This is a genomic window from Amycolatopsis samaneae, assembly GCF_039541975.1.
Classification (GTDB): domain Bacteria; phylum Actinomycetota; class Actinomycetes; order Mycobacteriales; family Pseudonocardiaceae; genus Amycolatopsis; species Amycolatopsis samaneae.
Window position 1 is genome coordinate 608851 of the sequence record NZ_BAABHG010000001.1, and the last position, 19441, is coordinate 628291.

A 19441-nucleotide genomic window follows, 5' to 3' on the forward strand; every position below is an offset into this window, starting at 1 on the left:
GATCGGGCAACCGGCCCGGCTCGGGGCCGAAGAAGTCCTTGACGTCGTCCCCCGGCAGCTCCGGCACCCCCATACCGGCGGCAAAACGAAAGGGTGACATGCGTTTTCCGCACGCCACCCTTCGGCGGTGGTTCCCGGGTGGCGTGCCGGGTCGGGGCACCGGCACACCACCCGGGGTGTCTCAGCCGCCCTGCCCGGACCCGCCCAGCGCGAGGGCGACGGCGCCCAGCAGCGCCGCGTCCTGGTCGAACCGGGCGGCCACCAGTTCCGGCGGGAACGGCACGGCGTGCGCGAGGCGGTCCCGCAGCGCGGGCAGCAGCAGGTCCGCCGAGCGGACCAGGCCGCCGCCGACCGCGATCCGCTCCGGATCGAGCGCGATGGCCAGGTTCGCGACGTGCATGGACAGCTCGTCCAGCGCCGCCGTGACCAGTTCCTTGGCCGCCGTGTGCTCCCTGGCCAGCCCGAACAGCTCACCCGCGGTGACCGGGCGGCCGAGCAGATCGCTCGCCCGGCCGCCCAGCCCCCGCCCACCGACGGCTTCCTCCAGCGGCGCCGCTCCGCTGGCGAACCCCTCGGTGTCCTGCGGCGAGAGCAGGTTGTACCCGATCTCGCCGGCAGCCCCGTTGGCGCCGGTCAGCAACCGGCCACCGACCAGGACCGCCGCGGCGATCCCGGTCCCCAGCGAGAGGAACACGGCCGGGTCGGCCCCGGCCAGCGCACCCCACTTCCACTCCGCCAGCGCCGCCGCCTTCGCGTCCGTGCCGACCGCGATCGGCACCCCGGTGAACTCGGCGGCCACCAGCGCACGCAGGTGCAGCCGCTCCCAGCCCGGCACGTTCGGCGCGAGCAGGATCTTCTCCGGCAGCACGATTCCCGGGCTGACGACACCGATCGCGGTGATCCGGTCCGTCGCGTCGTGTTCGGCCAGCAGGCTCCTGGCCCCGGCGAGCGCGCGCGTCACCACCTGATCGGCCCCCGCCTGCGCGTCGGTGTCCAGCCGGCGCGTGGCCAGCAGGGTCCCGTCGCGGTCGGCGAGCCCCAGCGCCACCTTCGTGCCGCCGAAGTCGATGCCGAGAATCCAGTCCGCTTCCGTCACTCCCTGGTCCCCTCGATCTGCGGCGCCAGCGCCGCGCCCTGCCCGTCGTGGTGGCCGTGGCCGGCCGCGCCGACCACGATCCGGCCCGTGTTGAACCCGTCGACGCTGACCACCGGCACCGCGCCCCTGAGGTCGGCCGCCTTGTAGGTCACGGTCAGCGTCTGCGACTGGCCCGGCCATAACGTGATGTCGTTGTCGTCCCAGGTCGCCCGCGCCAGCTGGTTGTCCCCGGAGGCCTCGCGCCCGTCGGCGGTCCCGCGCCGCACGTCGGCCCGCAGGAAGAACCCGACCGCCGGAGTCTTCGAGGTGTTGGTGACGGTGACCGTGGTGACGGTGTCGTCACCGTTCGGCCCCGGCGCGGACCTGGTCGACGCCTTCGCGCTCACCGTCGACTTCGGCAGATCCCGCAGCGCCTGCAGGTCGGCGTACTGGCTCATCGTCGCCTGCGGCTGCGCGCCGTCCGGGCCCTCCAGGGTCTTGGCCCAGTCCACCACGTCCTTCTGGGTGGACATCCAGTAGACGTTCCGGTCGACGACCTTGCCGCCCTGGGTGACCTGCAGCTCGACGAAGTACGTCTGCGCCTTCGCGGGAGCCTTGGTCTCGGCGGGGACCTTCGGCTTGAGGACGCCGGTCTTCACGGCCTGGCTGCCCAGCGAGATCCCGTCCGCGGTCTGCTCGTCGAGCACCTTGCCCGCGGTGTCGTACACCTTGGCCCGTACCGAAACGCCGCCCTGGTGGCCCGCGCCCAGGTTGTCCACGGTCACCGTGCCGGTGTCGTAGCCGTACAGCGCGTGCAGCGGCTTGTTCGCCTTCTTGGCGCCGTAGAACGAACCGGCCTGGTCCCCGTCGTTGTTGTACAGCGACCACAGCAGCGTCGGCCAGCCCTTGTTCAGCTGCCAGTACACGACACCGGTCGCCGGGTTCTTCTTGTCCGTCGAGTGGTGCAGGAACGATTCGAACTGCGAGCGGGTGTTCTCGTAGTTCGCCAGCTGCGCGAGCTTCACGTACGACTCCAGCGAGTCCCACTTGCCGTAGCGCTCGCTGATCGACTTGTCCAAAGTGTACAGAGTGCCGAAAGCGTAGCCGCCGTGCCCGGACTCGAAGTTGGCGTGGTACTGGTTGTACGCCGGGTCGGTCCACAGCTTGTTCTGTTCCTCCGGCGAGAGGAACCGCTTCAACGAGTCCAAAGTGGGCACCGTGTGCCCGGCGCTCTGCTCGCTGGCGAAGCCCCACGCGCCACCGGCGTTGGTGCGGCTGTCGTCCTTCTTCGAGTAGTTCTGGGAGTACCAGTAGGTCGGCGGGACCCAGTCGTAGGGCCCTTCCTTCTCACCCGAAACTCCCAGCGCCGGCGTGCTCTTGTACTCCGCGGACGCCACCAGCGGGACGTCGAAGTCCGCCGCCTTGAACGCCTTCAGCGTCTCGCTTTCCTGACGCGGCACCGGTTCGTTGTCACTCCAGCCATAGTTGAAGACGCTGGGGTGGTTCCGTTCCCGCTGCCCGATCCCGTAGGCCGAATCGTGCATGATCCGGTAGTCGCGGTCGGTCAGTTTCGCCGCGTCCTCCGGCTGCCACGCGTCGCAGCACAGGAACCCGCCGATGATCAGCAGCCCCGCGCGGTCGGCCTGGTCGTAGAAGTCCTGCGGCATGTCGTGGCCTTCGAGCCGGATGCCGTTGAGGCCGAGGCTCTTGATCAGCGCGATCTGGTGCGCGACGTCGGCCCTGTCGTAGCGCAGGAACAGATCCGGGGCGTACCCGCCGCCGCGGAACACGAAGTCGCGGCCGTTGATGCCGAACTGACGCGCGCCCTGCGGCAGCTGCGGCGACCTGCCGACCAGCCGCGAGTTGACGGTGCGGATGCCGAAGGTGTCGTGCGAGGTCGTCGAGACGACGCCGTCCTGGGAGACCGAAGTGGACAGTCCGTACAGCGGCTGGTCACCCATCGAGTAGGGCCACCACAGCTTCGGCCGGTCGATCTTCAGCGCGCGGAACTTCTCCGGCGTGAAGGCGACGGTCTGCTTGGAGCCGGCGGGCACCTTCACCGTCTGCTTGACCACGATCGGCCTGCCCCCGCCGCCGGGCGGGGTGACGGTCGCGGCCACCTCGCCGGTCTGCGCGGTGGGCGCGTTGTTGGTGACGTCTACCTTGACCGTCAGCGACGAGCTGCTCATGTCGGCGGCGTTCGCCTGCACGACGTGCGCGTTGTCGCCGGTGAGCGCGTCGGAGACCTGCAACCGCGGGGCGAACTGGATGCCGGTGTTGTTGTCCGGCGGCAGCTGGCCCCAGTCGACCGTGTCGACGGTGTACATCGTCTTCGGGTCGTTCGGATACACCTTGACCGCCAAGGTGTTCTTGCCCGGCTTCAACAGCTTCGTGACGTCGAAGGTGTGCGTGGCGAACGCGCCGCTGACGAGGTCCTTGCCCGCGATCTGCGTGCCGTTGACCCAGACGTCGCCCTCGCCGACGATGCCCGGGATGGTCAGCTTCGCGTGCTGCCCCCGGTTGAACGCGGGAGTGAAGTCGGTGCGGTACCACCAGGGGTCCTTGAACGGCGCGGTGGTGACGGGGCCGAGCTTGTCGACGTACCCGAAGCACTTGCGCATGTTGTCCGAATAGAACACCTCCGGGCACTTTCCGTTCTGTACCAAGGCGTTGATCTCGGTGCCGGGCGCGCCCTCGTCGTCGGTCCTGACCGGCAGCCAGTCCTTGGTGGCGTAGCCGGGCGTGGAGACCTTGTCCCCGCCGTCCTTGACGTTCGCGGTGGTGAGCACCTGCCAGCCGCCGGTGCCGATCTTGACCGGCGCCTGCCGCTTCGCCGCCGCGACGGCCTCGTCGGCGGCCCCGGTGTCCGCGCCGGTGGTCTGCGCGGAGGCCGGGGCGGCCACCGACAGCACCCCCGGTACCAGGAGCAGCGCGGCACCGGCCGCGACCCGTGCCCTCCATGTCCTTGTCATGCCTGTGTCCCCTCGTTCTCGGTGACGCCGTCCTCGACGAACGTTTCGCGGATTTCCTTGGGGCCGAACGGCCACGTCTTCTCGGCCTTGGCCCAGACCAGGAAGATCAGCAGGCCGAACACGACCCAGCCGATGGCCAGGTACTTGCTGAACGAGTCGTTGGAGAAGACGAAGATGTAGACCCAGCCGATCGCCGCGACGATCGTGGGGACCGGGTACAGCCACTGGCGGTACGGCCGTTTCAGCCCCGGCTGCCTGCGCCGCAGCACGACGATCGCGGCGACCTGCGCGAGCGACTGGAGCAGGATCAGGCAGGCGAGCGCCGCGTTGATCACCTCGGACAGGGAGAACAGCGAGAAGACCGCCGTCAGGAAGCCCATGGTGACCACGCCGAGCGTCGGCATGTTCAGCCGGGGGTGCAGTTTCCCGAAGGCCCGCAGGAACACCTTGTCGCGCGCCGCCTCGTAGGGCACGCGCGAGCCGCCGAGGAGACCGGCGAACACCGAGCCGATGGCGGCGACGACGATGAGCACCGTCAGCGTCTTCGCGACACCCGAGCCCCACGCCTGTTCCAGCACGGTGGACGCCACCGACGTCGCGCTCTTCAGTTCCTCCAGCGGGATCGAGCCGAGCACGCCGACCTGGAGCAGGAAGTAGAGGGTCATGATGCCGAGGATCGAGAACACGATCGCGCGCGGCAGCGTCCGGCCCGGGGCGCGGACCTCACCGCCGAGGTAGGCGGCGGTGTTGTAGCCGAGGTAGTCGTACACCGCGGTGAGCAGGCCGGAGGCGAGACCGGCCCAGAACGCGCCGCTGGGGAAGCTGAACGCGCCCGGGGTGAACGCGAACGCCTGTCCGGCGTCGAAGTGCGAGAACGCGGCCACGATGACGGCGAGCGCGGCGAAGAGCATGACCACGAACAGGACCGTGGTCAGCTTGCCGATCTGGCCGATCTTGCGGAACAGCGCCAGGACGATGACGAGCACGATCGCGATGCCGACGATCTTGCCGAGCGGGGACACCCCGCTGCCCTCGACCACCGCCGGGAACAGGTAGCCGAGGTACTGGACGAGGCCGATGATGCCCGAGGACATGATCAGCGGGATGAACAGCACCGCGCTCCACACGAACAGGAACGGCATCATCCGGCCGGTCCGGTACTGGAACGCCTCGCGCAGGTAGATGTAGGTCCCGCCGGCGCCGGGCATCGCCGCGCCGAGCTCCGCCCAGATCAGGCCGTCGGCCAGCGCGATGATCGCGCCGATGATCCAGCCGAACATCGCCTGCGGGCCACCCAGCGCCGACACGACCAGCGGAATCGTGACGAACGGGCCGATCCCGCACATCTGTGTCATGTTGATGGCCGTGGCCTGCAACGGCCCGATCCTGCGCTCGAGGCCGGCAGGCGGCGGCGATACGGCTTTCCCGGGACCGCCCGGCCGGGTGGGTGAACTCACGACATGCCTCCGTCCGATAGTTAGTAAAGTTTCTTAACATAAATCGTGCGGGTGAGGAAGAGCTCACTTCGTAAAGTTGCGGACGCGGAAGACGGGAGCAGGGCTGACGTGGTGGCGGACAAGGGGCCGCAGGCGGGGACGCCGGCCGGGATGCGCGAGCTGAACCAGCGCCTGGTGCTGGAAAGACTGCGTAAGGGCGGCGCGGCGACCAGGCCGCAGCTCGCCGGGGACACCGGGCTGTCGAAACCGACGGTCGGGCAGGCACTGCTCGACCTGGAGCGGCACGGGCTGGTGCGGGCGGCCGGGCACAGTCTCCCCGGCCCCGGCCGGGCGGCGGTGCTCTACCGGGCCACGCCGGACGCCGGGCACGTCGTCGGCGTCGACATCGGCAGGCGCGCGATCCGGATCGCGGTGGCCGATCTGGAGGGCAGCATCGTGGCCCGGCTGGACGAGCCCAACCGGTGCCGGTCGGCGGGGGCGCTGGTCCGGTCCGTCGGCGCGAGCGCGGCGCGCGCGGTCGCCGAGGCCGGCCTCTCCCCCGCCGACGTCGTGTCCACGGTCGTCGGCACCCCGGGCATCCCCGACCCGCGCACCGGCACCGTGCACCGCGCGCCGAACCTGCCCGGCTGGGAACGCAGGGGGCTGCTGCACGACCTCCGGGCCGCGCTCGGCCCGCTCGGCGCGGACCTGGTGGTGGAGAACGACGCCAATCTCACCGCGGTCGGCGAGCACGCGCTCGGCGCGGCGCTGGGCGTGGACGTCCTGGTGTGCCTGACCGTCGGCACCGGCATCGGCCTCGGCGTGCTGATCGGCGGGAAGCTGTTCCGCGGCGCGAGCGGCGCCGCGGGCGAGATCGCCGACCTGCCCTACGGCAGGCATCCCGCGAGGGCCCGGCGGCCGGGGCCGATGGAGGACGCCGCGGCCGGGCACGCCGTCGTCGCGGCGGCCCAGGCGCGCGGGCTCACCGTCCGTACCGCGAAGGACGTCTTCGCGCGCGCCCGCGCCGGGGACCCGGCCGCGCTGGAGGTGGTCGAGCAGGAGGCGGTCAAGCTGGCCTACGTCGTCGCGTCGGTGACCGCCGTGCTCGACCCCGGGCTGATCGTGCTCGGCGGCGGGATCGGCGGCAACGCCGACCTGCTCGCCGGGCCGCTGCGCCGCGCGCTCGCCGCGACGACGCCGTTCGCGCCGGAGCTCGTCGCCGGGCAGCTCGGCGAGGACGCCGTGCTGGCCGGGGCGATCGCGACCGCGCTGGACACCGCGCGCGAAGTCGTCTTCGACCGGCGCGAGCAACGCCGTGCCGCGCGTGGCGCGTAAGCATTTCCGGGCGCGGAGGGCCTGAGCAGGCACGGGGGAATTCACCCCGGCGCGCCGAGGAGGCGGTTGACGGCCGCTTCCGGTGACCCCATAGGGTTTTCGCGGCTGCCACCCGGAGGTGAACCCGAACGTGTCCGAGGTCGACTACTACGACATGCTCGGCGTGGGCAGGACGGCGTCGTCCGCGGAGATCAAGAGCGCCTATCGCAGGCTGGCCAAGACGATGCACCCCGACGCGGGCGGCACGGTCGGCACGTTCCGGCTGCTCCGGGAGGCCTACGACACGCTGAGCGACCCCGCCCTGCGCGCCGGGTACGACGCGGGCGCCGCGGTGGCACACACCGTCCGCGTCCCCGTGCGGCCTCGGCCCCGGCGACGGTTCGGCGAGGAGCCCGGTTTCGTGCCGGAGACCCCAGATCTGGCCCCGGAGGAGCTGGACTGGTGGGACTTCGCGGGCCAGGACTCCCGCGTCCGGCACGGCAGGCGGCGCGGCCCCGGCCACACCCCGGTGGTCCTCGCGGTGGGCGGGATGGTGCTGGTCCTGCTCCCCCTGCTGACCGGGGTGGAGTTCTCCACGCCGGTGCTCGTCGTGTGGCTGCTGCTGACCGCGGGCACCGCCGTGCTCGTGCAGCACCTCGCGCGCGGGTACCTGCGGGTGTCCCGGGCACGGGAGGCCTACGCCGAGGAGTTCGGCGGGCGGCTGGTGTTCGGCTCCCCCGGCGGGGAGGCGGACGAACTGGCCCAGCGGCTCACCGCCGATCTGCTCGCCCGCTACTTCACCCGGCTGCCCGGCGCGCGGATCTTCCACGGCTTGTCCTGGCCCGGTTCGGTGTTCGCCGACGTCGACCACGCCGTGCTGTGCGGGAAACGGCTGGTGCTGATCGAGTCGAAGACGTGGCTGCCCGGCCACTACGAAACCGCCGAGGACGGGCGGCTGCTGCGCAACGGGCGGACCTTCCTCGGCGGCGGCAGCAGGCTCGCCGAAAGCCTCGCCGCCTACCGGGACCTGGTACCGGGACTCACCCTGCGCGGCGCGATGATCGTCTACCCGAGCCGGTCCGGCGAGCTGACCACCGAGGACCCCGACGACCTGCCCGCGCCGCCGATGACGCCGGAGACGTTCCTGCACGAGATCGGCGCCTGGCTGTCCGCCGAACCGTCCACTGTGGACCACGAGGCACTGCGGGCGGTCCGCGCGCAGGTGACCGGCCGGGCTACTTCCCGGTAATGACGCCGATGGCGATGCCGAGCGTGGCGGTGTTGTAGAGGAACGCCAGCACGGTGTGCGCGAGCACGCGCCGCCGGACCGCCGTCGCACGGGTCTCGACGTCCGAAACGGCGAAGGACGTGCCGAGCGTGAACGAGAAGTAGACGAAATCCGGATAGGCCGGGCGTTCGGTGCCCGGGAAGTCCAGGATCCGCTCGGGCAGCGCGGCGTAGTAGTCCCGCGCGTACCGTTCCGCGTAGCCGAAGTGCAGGATCGCCCAGGCGAGCAGCACCGCGGGCACCGCGAAGACCTTCGCCACCATGCTCTCCTCCGCGGTGTCGCCACCGACCACGATCGCCAGCCCGGCACCGACGCCGGTGATGCTGGCGAGCACCGTGAACAGCAGGGCGCTGCGGCGGTCGGGCAGGTCCTTGAGCCAGCCGCTCCCCTTCCGCTCGCCCCTGACCAGGCGGTGAATCCGGATCACCAGGTAGACCACGGCGAGCAGATCCCACAGCCCGAGGTAGAGCGGCATGTTGTCGGCGAAGGCGACGACGAGGCCCAGGATGATGAGTGAGCCCTCGATGAGCCGGGAGAGCAGGCGGGAGACCTTGCGGAGCACGGTCGGAGCGTAGCCAGGGCCGCTCCGCCGCGCCTGCCGGAAACGTGCGGCTCGTCCGCCTGGCGGCGTCCCGAAAGCGCCGTTCGAGACCTGTCATTTGTGCACACTCCGTCAGCGCGGCGCGGCGCGGCGCCCGAGGGACGCCCTGGGTGCGTTGGATGCACCAAGGGCGTCCCTCGCTGCGCTGGACGCACCGAAGGCGTCCCTCGGCACGAGCGGGCACCACCGTAGGAGAGGCGGGGTCCCGAAAGCGACTCTCGCGACGTTCAACGCCCTCAAGGGAGCGTTCGCGATATGAGCGCCAGGGCGAGACGGGCGCAAGCACGTCCTGAAGGACGCCTTCCGGACGTTCAGCGTCCGCAACGCGTCGTTCGCGACGTGGACGAGTTCTCAGTTTCGGCTCGTTAAGGTCGGGGTATGACGACCACGCGCCCCGACCGGCGGTCCCCGGCGGCCTGGCTCGCCTGCCTGGTGGCGGTCACCGCCGGCGCGGTGCTGATCCTCGCGCTGCAGTTCCTCCCGCCGACCGACGCGATCAGCGCGACGCGGCGCACCATCAGCGAGTACGCGCTCACCGACGCCAAGACGGTGTTCGACCTCGCCGTCGGCCTGGTCGCGCTCGGCTCGGTGGCCGGGTTCGCGGCGCTGCGCCTGCGTGGCGCGCTCCCGGTGGCCGCCGCCGTGTGCGGTGCGCTGTGGACGGCCGGGCTCCTGGTGGTCGTGGTGTTCCCCAAGAACGACTGGGCGGTCGGCCCGAGCGTGGGCGGCACCGTGCACCGGTTCGCCAGCGTGGCGGCGTTCGTATGCCTGCCGCTCGCGGTGCTCTTCGCGGCCCGTGCCGCCTTTCCCGCCGCGGCGGGCCGCCGCCTGCTCGCGCGGCTGCTCGCCGTCGCGTCGCTCGGCTGGTTCGGGATCATCCTCGGCGCGATCGCCCTCGCCGCCGCCACCGGCGGGCACTGGTGGACGACGATCCCGCTCGGCCTGGTCGAGCGGGGCATGGCGCTGACCGAACTGCTGGCGCTGCTCGCGCTGGTGGTGCCCGCCCGGCCGGTGGACCTGCGCGTCCCCGCATCGATTGATACAGTCGTCTAGTGTTCTAGAGGACTAGATCAATCGGAGGGCGGGCATGACACCTGCGACCTCGCCGGTCGGCCGCGGCGTCGGCGCGGGCCTGCTGTGGGCGACCTGGCGGCAGCACCGGTGGCTGCTCGTGCTGACCACGGCCGCGGTCCTCGCGGTCTCCGGTACCGCCCTGTGGCTCTGCGCCGAGGCGGGCCCCGGCCCCGTCTCCGAGGCGCAGCTGCGGTTCCTGCGGACCGTGACGGACGGTCTGCTGTACGCCGTCACCGGATTCGCCGGGTTCGCCGCGACGTTCTGGGGTGCCCCGCTGGTCGCGCGCGAGTTCGAGCAGCGCACCCAGCTGTGGGCCTGGAGCCAGGACGTGCCCGCCGGGCGCTGGCTGGCCGTGAAGGTGCTCGTGTTCGGCCTGGTGCTCGCCGTGCTCGCCGCGCTGCTCGGCGCCGTCACCATGACGCTGACACACCGGCTCCACGGCCAGGATCCCTTCGGCTATCCCCCGTTCGCCTCGGTGGCCTTCGAACTCTGGCCGCCGCTGCAGGTGGCCTACGCGCTGTTCGGGCTCGCGCTCGGCGTCGCGACGAGCGTGCTGACCCGCCGGACCCTGGCGGCGATGGGTGCGGCGCTGGCCGGTTTCGTCGCGGTACGGCTGGTGATCGCCGTGCTGGCCCGGCCGCACTACCTTCCGCCGGTCCGCAACGTCAGGCCGCAGGACGACCCGTCGCCGATGATCGGCGCCGACAGCCTGCACGAGGTCCTCGTCGTCGGCCGGGGCGGCTGGATGAACACCACGGGAGAGCTCGCCCCGCTGGGCGGCGACGAGCTGCCCCAGCCGATCCATGACTGCCTGTTCGGCGGCTCGGGACGCCTCACCGCCTGCCTCGCCGAACACGGCTGGACGCGCAGTTACCTGGACTACCAGCCCGCGGACCGGCTCCTCACCTTCCGGCTCGTCGAGACCGGCGTCTTCCTGCTGCTCGCCGCGGCGCTGTACCTGCTCGCCCGGCAGCGCGTGCGCGCGCTGAGCGGGCACCGGCGCCGGACCGTGGCGTAGCCTCGCCGGAACCTTCTGTCCACTGTGGACCTTCTCTCGGCGCTTCCGGGGCGGCTCCCACCCGGCGCGTCGGCGGCCCCTACCAGAACCGGCACCGCCGCGACCCGGATTCTCATCCCGCGAGAAACGCTCAACCGTATATTTCTGGCCGAGAACCGACATTTCTTCCCCGGCGACACATCCTGACAAGAGTCACCAGGGCAAGATCTCTTGCCTCTTTTTCGCGCGGAATTTCTCCGCTCTTCTCCCCGGCACCGGGACGGCACGCCGCCCCAGGACTCCATCCGAGTGACGCGTTGTTCCATTGGTTGAAAGCACTTCCACGAACCGTGTAGACGTAAGAGGGCTCAACAGTACGGGGGAGGTAACGAGTGGTGGCTTCCGGCGCCCACAGCGGCCGATTTCCCGGCACGCGGGGTCGTTCACCGGCGCATGACACCCGTTTCACCCATCGTTCACCATGTCGCACGCGCGCTCTCGACGTGATTTACGCCACCCCCATTCCGCGCGCCTGAATTCACACTCGTTTCTTTCGCCGCACCCGGACACGGTTTCCGAACAACGGGAGATCCAGAAATTGAAGAGCACGTCGTCGCGCCCGGACAACGGGCGGCTGATCGAGGCGCCCGCGTCACATGCGGAAGAGCGCCTGCATTTCGTCGAACGGCTCTCCGGGGGCCGCGCCCCGTACAAGGTGGTGAGCGCGCTGCGGATCGACGGGCCCCTGGACGAGACCGCGCTGGAGCGCGCGGCAGCGGAGGTCCTGCGACGTCATGAGGCGCTGCGGACGGGTTTCCTGATGACCTCGGCCGGGCTGGTCCGGCAGGTCCGCCCGGAGACCGCCGTGCCGCTGCACCGGATGGACCTGCGCGCCCTCCCCGAAACGGACCGCGCGGACGAGGCCGACCGGCGGCTGCGCGCCCTCGCCGACGAACCGTTCGACCTCGCGCGGCCACCGCTGCTGCGGATCGGGCTGGCCCGGATCTCCGGGACCGGATGGCGGCTCATGGTGGCCTGCCACCACATCGTCTCCGACGGCCGCTCGCAGGTGGTGCTCCTGCACGATCTCGCGGCGCAGTACCGGTCCTTCGCCGAGCACGGCGTGCCCGCCGGGGAGCCACCCGAGGGCGGCTCCCTCCGTGAGTTCGCCGCGACCGACCGCGCGTTCGCCGAGTCCGCGCGGGGCGGGGTAGAGGCGGAGTACTGGCGCGCGCGGCTGGCGGAGGCGCCGACGGAGTGCCCGCTCCCCTACGACGCCGCGGAACCACCGGTCCGGGCGTTTCGCGGCCGCACCGAGTTCTTCCGGATGACCGGGGACGAACTCCGGCCGCTGTTCGCCCTCGCGAGCGAACAGCGTTTCGTCGCCCTGCTTTCGGTGTGGGGCGCGGTGCTGGCCCGCTACAGCGGTCAGGAGGGCGTCGTGGTCGGCGCCCCGTTCGCCCGGCGGACGCGGCGGGCGGACGAGGACACCATCGGGTTCTTCGCCAACACCGTTCCCCTGCACGTCGACCTGCGGGACGGGCCGAGTGGCACCGAACTGCTCGCCCGCACCCGCGCCACCGTCGCGGGCGGGCTGGAGCACCAGCTGCTCGACTTCAGCCACATCATCGAGGGCCTCCCGGAACACCAGGAGGGCCACGAACACCGCAGGCGCGACGACTGGCTCAAGGCGCTGTTCGTCTCCCGGGAACCGATCGGCTCCCCCGACTTCGGCGCCGGGCTGACCGCGGCACCGGTGCCGTTCGCGGTCTCCGGGGCGCGGGTGGACCTGCAGCTGACCGTGGAGCCCGGCGACCACGGGTTCACCTTCGAACTCGAGTACGACACCGAGCTGTTCCACGAGGCGACGATCACCCGGCTGATCGGCCACTTCCGGCAGCTGTGCGCGACGCTGCCGCGGGACCCGGACCGCCCGGTCCGGGAACTCCCGCTGATGACCGCGCCGGAGCGCGCCGAACTCGACGCCTGGAACGCCACCGAACGCGACTATCCGAAGTGGACAGTGCCGGAGCTGATCGAGGAGCAGGCACGGCGGACCCCGGACGCGGTGGCGGTGCGCTTCCGCGACGAGACCCTGACCTACGCCGAGCTCGACGCGCTGGCCAACCGGCTGGCCCGGCACCTGCGCGAGGCCGGGGTCGGCGCGCAGGACCTGGTCGGCGTGCACCTGTACCGCTCGACCGAACTCGTCGTCTCGCTGCTCGCGATCCACAAGGCACAGGCCGCCTACGTGCCGATGGATCCGGACTACCCCGCCGAGCGCGTCGCCTACATGATCGCCGACGCCGGTATGCCGGTCGTGCTCACCCAGGAGCACCTCGCCGCCGGGCTCGACGCGGGCGAGGCCGTGGTCCTCGACGTGCCGAGGGTGCTCGCCGAGTCGACGCTGCCCGGTACCCCGCTCGGCCTGCCGGTGGCCGCGGATTCACTGGCCTACATGATCTACACCTCCGGGTCCACCGGACGGCCCAAGGGCGTGCTGCTGGAGCACCGGGCGCTGTTCAACCGCCTGTACTGGATGCAGGAGGCGTTCCCGCTCACCGGCGCCGACCGGGTGATCCAGAAGACGCCGTTCAGCTTCGACGTCTCGGTGTGGGAGTTCTTCTGGCCACTGATGGTCGGCGCGGGCATCGTGGTCGCCGAGCCGGGAATCCACCGCGACCCGGTCGCGCTCGCCGAGGCCATGCGCAAGAGCGACGTGACGGTGGCCCACTTCGTCCCGTCGATGCTCGATCTGTTCCTGCAGGCCGACGTCGGCGCGCTCCCGGCCCTGCGCCTGGTGTTCAGCAGCGGTGAAGCGCTTTCCTCGCAGACGGTCGGCGCGTTCCACCGGCAGCTGGAATCCGAGCTGCACAACCTCTACGGCCCCACCGAAGCGGCCATCGACGTCTCGCACTGGCCGTGCACGCCCGCGGACGCGCACGGCGCCGTCCCGATCGGGCGGCCGATCGCCAACGTCCGGCTGTTCGTGCTGGACCCGGCCGGGAACCCACAGCCGGTGGGCCTGGCCGGTGAGCTGCACATCGGCGGGATCTGCCTGGCGCGCGGGTACCACGGCCGCGCGGAGCTGACCGCCGAGCGGTTCGTCACCGACCCGTTCTCCGCCGACGAGGACGCGCGGCTGTACCGGACCGGCGACCTCGCCCGGTTCCGCCCGGACGGGGCGATCGAGTACCTGGGCCGCATCGACGACCAGATCAAGCTGCGCGGGCTGCGGATCGAACTGGGCGAGATCGAGGCGTGCCTGCGCGAGGCCGCCGGGTGCACCGAGGCCGCGGTGAAGCCGGTGACCGCGCCCAGCGGCGCGACCGTGCTCGTCGGCTACTACCGCGCGGAACGGGACCTGGACCCGGCCGCGCTGGGCGCCCGGCTCGGCGAGCGGCTGCCGGACTACATGGTGCCGGTGGACTTCCTGCGGGTGTCGCGTCTTCCGTTGACTCCCAACGGGAAACTCGACCGCAAGGCGCTGCCCGCGCCGAAGATGCGCGACACCGCCGAAGGGGCGTCGGCCGAACCGCCGAACGGGCCGGTCGAGGAACTGCTCGCGCGGTGCTGGCAGGAGATCCTGAAGGTCGGGAAGATCGCCAGGGACAGCAGTTTCTTCGCGCTGGGCGGTGATTCCATCCTCGGCATCCGGCTGATCACCGCGATGCGGGAGGCCGGGTACGAGCTGACCGTCGGGGACCTGTTCGCGCACCACCGGCTGGCCGAGCTGGCTTCGGCCGCCCGCGCCGTGGACGTGCCGGCCGAGGTGACGACCGCGACCGGGAGCGACCGCGCCGTCGAGGACTCCTGGCCTGCCTCGCAGTTGCAGACCGGCATGATGTTCCACAGTGGACTGAACCCGGAGATCCCGGTCTACCACGACATCTTCCGCTACCGCGTGGCCGTTCCGCGCGTCGACGAACGCGCGCTGGTCCGGGCGTGGGAGCTGCTCGCCCAGCGCCACCCCGCCCTGCGGGCCCGGTTCGACACCGAGAACTGGCCCGAACCGCGGATGGTGGTGGAAAGCGCGCCGCCGCTGCCGGTCGAGGTCGTCGACTGCACCGGCGAGCAGGACCCGCACGCCGTCGTCGGGGACTGGGCCGAGCGGGAGAAGCGCACCCCGATCGACCCCGGCGCCGCCCCCGCCTACCGGGTCCGGTTCTTCGTCACCGGCGCGACGGGCGTCGTGCTCGGTTTCGCCTTCCACCACGCCATCCTGGACGGCTGGAGCGTCGCCTCGGTGGTCGAGGACTGGGTGCGGCACTACACCGCGCTGCTGGCGGATCCCGGCGCCACCCCCGCGCCGGAATCGGTCACCGACGCCACGCGAAACGCGCAGAAGCTCTACGCCGAGCTCGAAGGGCGCGCCGCCGCGGATCCGGAACAGGCCGGGTTCTGGCGATCGCTGCTGGCCGACGCCGACCCGCTGGAGATCCCGCGCCTGGTCCGCGACGCGCCCCAGGACCGGCCGGGCGAGGTCGAGGTCAGGGGCAGGCTGCTGGACCCGCGCCTGGCCGAACTGCTGCGCGGGCGCGCCGGCGAGTGGGGCGTCCCGCTCAAGAGCGTGTTCCTCGCGGTGCACCTGCGCGTGCTCGGCCTGGTCACCAACCGGCGCGACGTGCTGACCGGCCTGGTGAGCAACGGCCGCCCGGAGGTCGGCGGCGCGGAGCAGGCGCTCGGGATGTTCCTCAACACGCTGCCCTTCCGGCTGGAGATCGACCCGGACGAGACCTGGCGCACGCTCGCCGAACGCTGCTTCGCGCTCGAACAGCGGCTCCAGCCCCGGCGCTGGTACCCACTGGCCGAGATCCAGCGGGTGGCGGGGACGGCCGCGGTGTCCGACGTGATCTTCAACTTCACCAACTTCCACGTGCACCAGCAGGAGCACCGAGCGGACGAAGCCCACGTCGAATCGGTCGAGTACTTCGAGCAGACGAACGTGCCGCTCGTGGTGTACGTCGGCTCGAACGCCTTCGCCGGTGGGTGGGAGTACCGGATCGGCTACGACCCGCACCGCTACACCGCCGAGCAGATCGACCGCTATCTCGGCTACTACCAGCAGTGCGTCACCGCGCTCGTGCGGGACGGCGGGCGGGCGTGGTCGGCAGGCGACCCGCTCTCGGCCGCCGAACGCGACCTCGTGCTGCCCCCGGTGGCCCGCGCGGTGCCACCCCGGCTGGGCGAGAGCGAAAGCCTCCCGGCCCGGTTCGCGGTGATGGCGGCCCGGCACGGCGAGCGCGTCGCGGTGACCTGCGGGGACCGCCGCCTGACCTACCGGGAACTCGACCGGCGGGCCAACGCGCTGGCCGCGCGCCTCGTGCGCGAGGGTGTGCGGCCGGGTGACCTGGTCGCGCTCGCGCTGGAGCGGGATCTGGAGATGGTGCTGTCCATCGTGGCCACCGTCAAGGCGGGCGCGGTGTACGTGCCGGTCGACCCGGAGTACCCGCGCGAGCGGATCGCCGCGGTCGTCGAGGATTCCGGCGCGCGGCTGCTGATCGGCACCGAGGACGTGCTCGGCCTCTTCCCGGACCTGCCCGGGATCGCGGGCACACCGGAGTCGCTCGCCGCGATCACCGGTGACGGCACCGAGGACGCGCCGTCCGCCGAGCCGGGCCCGGATTCCCCGGCCTACGTCATCTTCACCTCGGGCTCGACCGGGCGCCCCAAGGGTGTCCAGGTGACGCACGGCAACGTGCTGCGGCTGTTCGCCGCGACCGAGGACTGGTTCGGTTTCGACGAGCACGACCGGTGGACGTCGTTCCACTCGTTCGCCTTCGACTTCTCCGTCTGGGAGATGTGGGGAGCGCTGCTGTACGGCGGTGGCCTCGTGGTGGTGCCCTTCTGGGTGAGCCGCTCGGCGGAGGAGTTCGCCGAGCTCGTGGCACGGGAGCGGATCACCGTGCTCAACCAGACGCCGTCGGCGTTCCGCGCGGTCAAACGCGAGCTGATGGCCCGCGGCGGGCCGGGTGACCTCGCGCTGCGCCACGTCGTCTTCGGCGGTGAGGCGCTGGACTTCACCGAGCTGGCCGACTGGTTCGCGCACTTCGGCGACGACCGGCCGCGGCTGGTCAACATGTACGGGATCACCGAGACCACCGTGCACGTCACCTACCGCCCGATCCGGCGCGCGGACACGCTGAGCCCGGCGAGCCTGATCGGCGAGCCCATCCCGGACCTCGGGGTGTACCTGCTCGACGACCGGCTGCGGCCGGTCCCGGTCGGCACGGTCGGCGAGCTGGTCGTCTCCGGCGGCGGCGTGGCCCTCGGCTACCTCGGCAGGCACGAGGAGACCCGGCGGCGCTTCGTCGAGCTGGACCTGGGCGGCGGGCGCGTCGAACGTGCCTACCGGTCCGGGGACCTGGGCCGCCGGCTGCCCGACGGGGACATCGAGTACCTCGGCCGCGCGGACGCGCAGGTCAAGGTCCAGGGCTACCGGATCGAGACCGGCGACATCTCCGCCGCGCTCACCACCCACCCCGCCGTGCGGTCCGCGCTCGCCGTCGCGTTCACCCGGGCCGCCGGGAACAAGGCACTGGCCGGGTACTTCGTCACCGAGCCGGGCACCACCGCCACGGCCGGGGAACTGCTCGAGTACCTCCGGTCCCGGCTGCCCGGCTACATGGTGCCGCACGTGCTCGTCGGTCTCGAACAGTGGCCGCTGACCACCAACGGCAAGATCGACCGGAAGGCGCTGCCCGACCCGGAGGCCGGGATCCGCGGTGACGACCGGCCGAGGACGCCACCCCGCACCGCGGCCGAAGCGGCGATGGCGGCGGTGTGGCGGGAAGTGCTGGCCGTGCCCGAGACCGGCATCGACGACACCTTCTACTCCCTCGGCGGCGATTCGATCCAGGGCATCCGGCTCGTCGGGGCGTTGCGCCGCGACGGTTTCGAGGTCACCCTGGCCGAGCTGTTCGGACGGCAGACCATCCGGGCGCTGTTCGACGCCGACGACCGGCTGGCCGAAGGCGGCACGGCGGGCGAAGCACCTGCGGACGAGGCCGTCGCCCCGTTCGCGCTACTCACCGACGCCGACCGCGCCCGGATCCCGGCCGGCGTCACCGACGCCTACCCGGCCACCCAGCTCCAGCTGGGCATGATCTTCCACACCGAGCTCGACCACCGGCAGGGCACCTTCCACGACCTGATCAGCTACCGGATCGACCTCCCCTACGACCACGGCGCGCTGAGCACGCTGCTGTCCGGGCTCGTGCGCGGGAACGACGCGCTCCGCACGTCCGTCGCGCTGGGCGGCTACTCCCGGCCGCTCCAGCTCGTGCACGAGCAGGCCCCGGTCAACCTGCTCGTCCACGATCTGTCCCATGTGGACGAAGCGCATCAGGAAGTCCTGCTGAGCGAATGGTTCGAGGCGGAGAAGACGACCGGGTTCCAGTGGCACACCGCGCCGCTGATGCGCTTCTTCGTGCACCGGCGGGGTCCGGAGCGCTTCAACCTGTCGCTGAGCTTCCACCACGCGATCCTCGACGGCTGGAGCTTCTCGCGGCTGATGGCCGGGCTGCTCGACGACTACCACCGCGTCCTGCGCGGTGAACCGCTCGCCCCCGCCGCGCCGAGCCCACTGTCCTATCCGGACTACGTGCGGCTCGAACTCGCGGCGCAGCGGGACGAGGAGTCCCGGCGGTTCTGGCAGCGGGAGCTGCGGGACGCCCCGGTCACGAAACTGCCGCGGGTGCCCGAGGTGGATCCGGAACGCCGGTGGTCGGAGACGGTCCTGACCTTCGACGAGCCGGTGCGCACCGGGCTGGCCACCGCCGCCGCGCGGCGCGGGGTCACCGTCCGGCAGCTGTGTCTCGCCGCGCACGTCCGCGCGCTTTCCCTGCTCTGCCAGGAGGAGGACGTCACCACCGGCGTCTTCGGGCACGGCCGCCCGGAGCATCCCGACGCCGAGCGCATGGTGGGGCTGTTCCTGAACATCCGGCCACTGCGGGCGCGGGCGGACACGGACTGGGACGCGCTGATCGCCGCGGTGGCCGCCGCCGACCACGCGAGCCTGCCGCACCGCCGGTTCTCCTACGCCTCCATCCAGGAGGCCCTCGGCGGGCGGCGGCTGGTGGAGACGGCGTTCAACTTCGTCGACTTCACCGCCTACCGGGACCGGCTCGGCGACCGCGGCGAACGGATCGTCGGGGACATCCGGTGGTTCGAGCACGCCGACTTCGCGCTGCTGGTGACCTTCGGGACCGACCTGTTCACGAACCGGCTGAACCTCACCCTCAACGCCGCCGCGCACGTGCTCGACCAGCGGACGGTGGAGACCTTCGGCGCGGTCTACCGGAACCTGCTGCTCGATCTGGTGGGCCTCGGCCACGACACCCCGACCGAGGCGCTGCTCGCCTCGGTGCCCCCAGTCGGCGACCGGGAACCGGACCGCTACGACCGCGCCGGGCTGTCCCAGGCCCTGCCGGTACTCGGGCGTCCGGTGGACCTGAAGGAGGTCCGGCGCGTGCTGGAGGAGGCCTACGCCGAACGCGTCGGCGCCGAACCCGGCGGGGTGGGCGCGTTGCTGGAGTTCCGCCCGGACTCCCTGACGGCGCTGCGGATCGTGAGCCTGCTGCGGTCCCGGTGCGGGATCGGCGTCGGCGTCGGGATCCTGTTGCGGGGCAACCCCGTCCGCGAGCTGCTGCGGCTGCTCAGCGACGCGGCGGCGAGGGGCTGAG

General features: G+C 71.7%; 9 protein-coding genes. 5 read left to right on the top strand and 4 right to left on the bottom strand.

Features of this window, described 5'->3' with window-relative positions; all coding sequences use genetic code 11:
• Nucleotides 1-181 precede the first annotated feature (181 nt).
• From ABD987_RS02705 to ABD987_RS02715, 3 genes are read right to left on the bottom strand one after another with little or no spacing between them, the layout of a single operon-like run.
• Nucleotides 182-1096, bottom strand: coding sequence for an ROK family protein (locus ABD987_RS02705; RefSeq protein ID WP_345386449.1), 915 nt, complete (start codon nt 1094-1096; stop codon nt 182-184).
• Entirely contained in the window at nt 1093-4047 is a 2955-nt protein-coding gene (locus tag ABD987_RS02710; RefSeq protein WP_345386451.1) for a glycoside hydrolase family 2 protein, read from the bottom strand. Before ABD987_RS02710 ends, ABD987_RS02705 begins: the two co-directional genes overlap by 4 nt.
• The gene (locus tag ABD987_RS02715) at nt 4044-5504 is read right to left on the bottom strand and encodes an APC family permease (RefSeq protein ID WP_345386453.1); all 1461 of its coding nucleotides are present in this window, start codon (nt 5502-5504) and stop codon (nt 4044-4046) included. Before ABD987_RS02715 ends, ABD987_RS02710 begins: the two co-directional genes overlap by 4 nt.
• A 150-nt stretch (nt 5505-5654) precedes the next feature.
• On the opposite strand from ABD987_RS02715, the gene ABD987_RS02720 reads away from it, so the two are divergent.
• Entirely contained in the window at nt 5655-6818 is a 1164-nt protein-coding gene (locus ABD987_RS02720) for an ROK family transcriptional regulator (RefSeq protein WP_345386812.1), read from the top strand.
• Nucleotides 6819-6948: 130 nt separating this feature from the next.
• Nucleotides 6949-8046, top strand: a complete 1098-nt coding sequence (locus tag ABD987_RS02725) for a J domain-containing protein (protein ID WP_345386455.1) — start codon at nt 6949-6951, stop codon at nt 8044-8046.
• On the opposite strand, the gene ABD987_RS02730 is transcribed toward ABD987_RS02725, so the two are convergent.
• Nucleotides 8033-8647 carry a DUF1345 domain-containing protein gene (locus ABD987_RS02730; protein WP_345386457.1) on the bottom strand — a complete coding sequence of 205 codons (615 nt, stop codon included), beginning with the start codon at nt 8645-8647 and terminating at the stop codon, nt 8033-8035. The two genes, ABD987_RS02725 and ABD987_RS02730, sit on opposite strands and share 14 nt — an antisense overlap.
• A 417-nt stretch (nt 8648-9064) precedes the next feature.
• Here ABD987_RS02730 and ABD987_RS02735 point away from each other — a divergent pair, with 417 nt between their 5' ends.
• The 3 genes from ABD987_RS02735 (at nt 9065) to ABD987_RS02745 (ending at nt 19440) form a co-directional block, all read left to right on the top strand.
• Nucleotides 9065-9739, top strand: coding sequence for a DUF998 domain-containing protein (locus ABD987_RS02735; protein WP_345386459.1), 675 nt, complete (start codon nt 9065-9067; stop codon nt 9737-9739).
• Nucleotides 9740-9773: 34 nt separating this feature from the next.
• Entirely contained in the window at nt 9774-10778 is a 1005-nt protein-coding gene (locus tag ABD987_RS02740; protein WP_345386461.1) for a hypothetical protein, read from the top strand.
• Nucleotides 10779-11355: 577 nt separating this feature from the next.
• Nucleotides 11356-19440 carry an amino acid adenylation domain-containing protein gene (locus ABD987_RS02745; protein ID WP_345386463.1) on the top strand — a complete coding sequence of 2695 codons (8085 nt, stop codon included), beginning with the start codon at nt 11356-11358 and terminating at the stop codon, nt 19438-19440.
• The last annotated feature ends 1 nt before the right edge of the window (nt 19441 follow it).

Excerpts from the sequence above, each read along its gene's own strand:
- ABD987_RS02710 (WP_345386451.1), bottom strand. The coding sequence starts at position 4,047 with ATGACAAGGACATGGAGGGCACGGGTCGCGGCCGGTGCCGCGCTGCTC.
- ABD987_RS02720 (WP_345386812.1), top strand. The coding sequence starts at position 5,655 with ATGCGCGAGCTGAACCAGCGCCTGGTGCTGGAAAGACTGCGTAAGGGC.
- ABD987_RS02735 (WP_345386459.1), top strand. The coding sequence starts at position 9,065 with ATGACGACCACGCGCCCCGACCGGCGGTCCCCGGCGGCCTGGCTCGCC.
- ABD987_RS02740 (WP_345386461.1), top strand. The coding sequence starts at position 9,774 with ATGACACCTGCGACCTCGCCGGTCGGCCGCGGCGTCGGCGCGGGCCTG.